Below are 971 nucleotides of genomic sequence, written 5' to 3'. Positions count from 1 at the left end.
CAGTACTATTATGACACAGATGCCGATTTCCTCAGGAGCTTCAACTCCAACACCAAGAAACAGGACGGCTTTGACAAATTTGCAGAAGAGTGGATTTTTGGGGTAAACGACCACTGGGAATACCTCGAAAAGCTTGGTGTAAAACGCCTGGAGACCTTAAGAGCCAGTCAGGCAACCGGCTATTCCAGCAGGGTGAAAAGGGGGACGAGATAAATGACTGCAAGCACTGAATACGCAAAAGTCGGGGAATTCAAACCCATAGACCTGCTGGCTGCCGCGGCTGCCAGGGAAGTCCGGGATGGCGACGTCGTATTTGCAGGAACAGGTCTTCCCATGCTGGCCATCGCTTTGGCCCAGAATGAACATGCGCCCAATGCTGCATGCATCTATGAAGCCGGCAGCATTGACGGCAGGCCGATTGACCTGCCTACCTCCGTGGGCGATGCCCGCTGCGCCTATCAAGCTGCCAAAGCCGGCGGTTTGTTTGAAACCTTCTATGGTCAGCTTCATGCCGGATATGTTGATCTGGGCTTTTTAGGAGGCGCGGAGATCGACAAGTACGGCAGCCTCAATACTACCTATGTCGGCACCCATGCCAGTCCCAAGCAGCGCTTCACCGGCAGCGGCGGCAATGCCGACATCCTTTCCTTCGCTCGCAGAACGGTTTTGATCATGGTGCAGGAAAAACGCCGCTTCAGTGAGCGCCTGGAATATGTGACCTCACCGGGCTGGATGGTGAGGAACTGGCCCGATACGGAATATGTGCCTAAAAGTCAAGTCTATGGCAAGTACTGCTATGGCGGACCCACCGCCTGCATTACCGACATGGCCATATTCAGATTCGACGACAGCGGCGTCATGTACCTGGATACTGTACATCCCGGATTCAGCGCGGAAGATGTCAAGAACAACGTGGACTTCGATCTGGATATATCCAGGTGCAGCGGCGAAACCAAACCGCCGACCTACCA

General features: G+C 54.1%; 1 protein-coding gene and 1 pseudogene. Both read left to right on the top strand.

What is annotated here, in order from left to right; genetic code table 11:
• Positions 1-213 (top strand): annotated as a pseudogene (locus B3W37_RS15900) (CoA transferase subunit A); the annotation flags it as partial.
• The coding region (locus tag B3W37_RS15895; RefSeq protein ID WP_483176403.1) for a CoA-transferase subunit beta at positions 214-971 on the top strand (758 nt) is incomplete at its 3' end.

It is taken from the genome of Syntrophomonas sp. UBA5494 (assembly GCF_002426325.1).
This window is presented reverse-complemented; position numbering and strand designations above follow the sequence as displayed.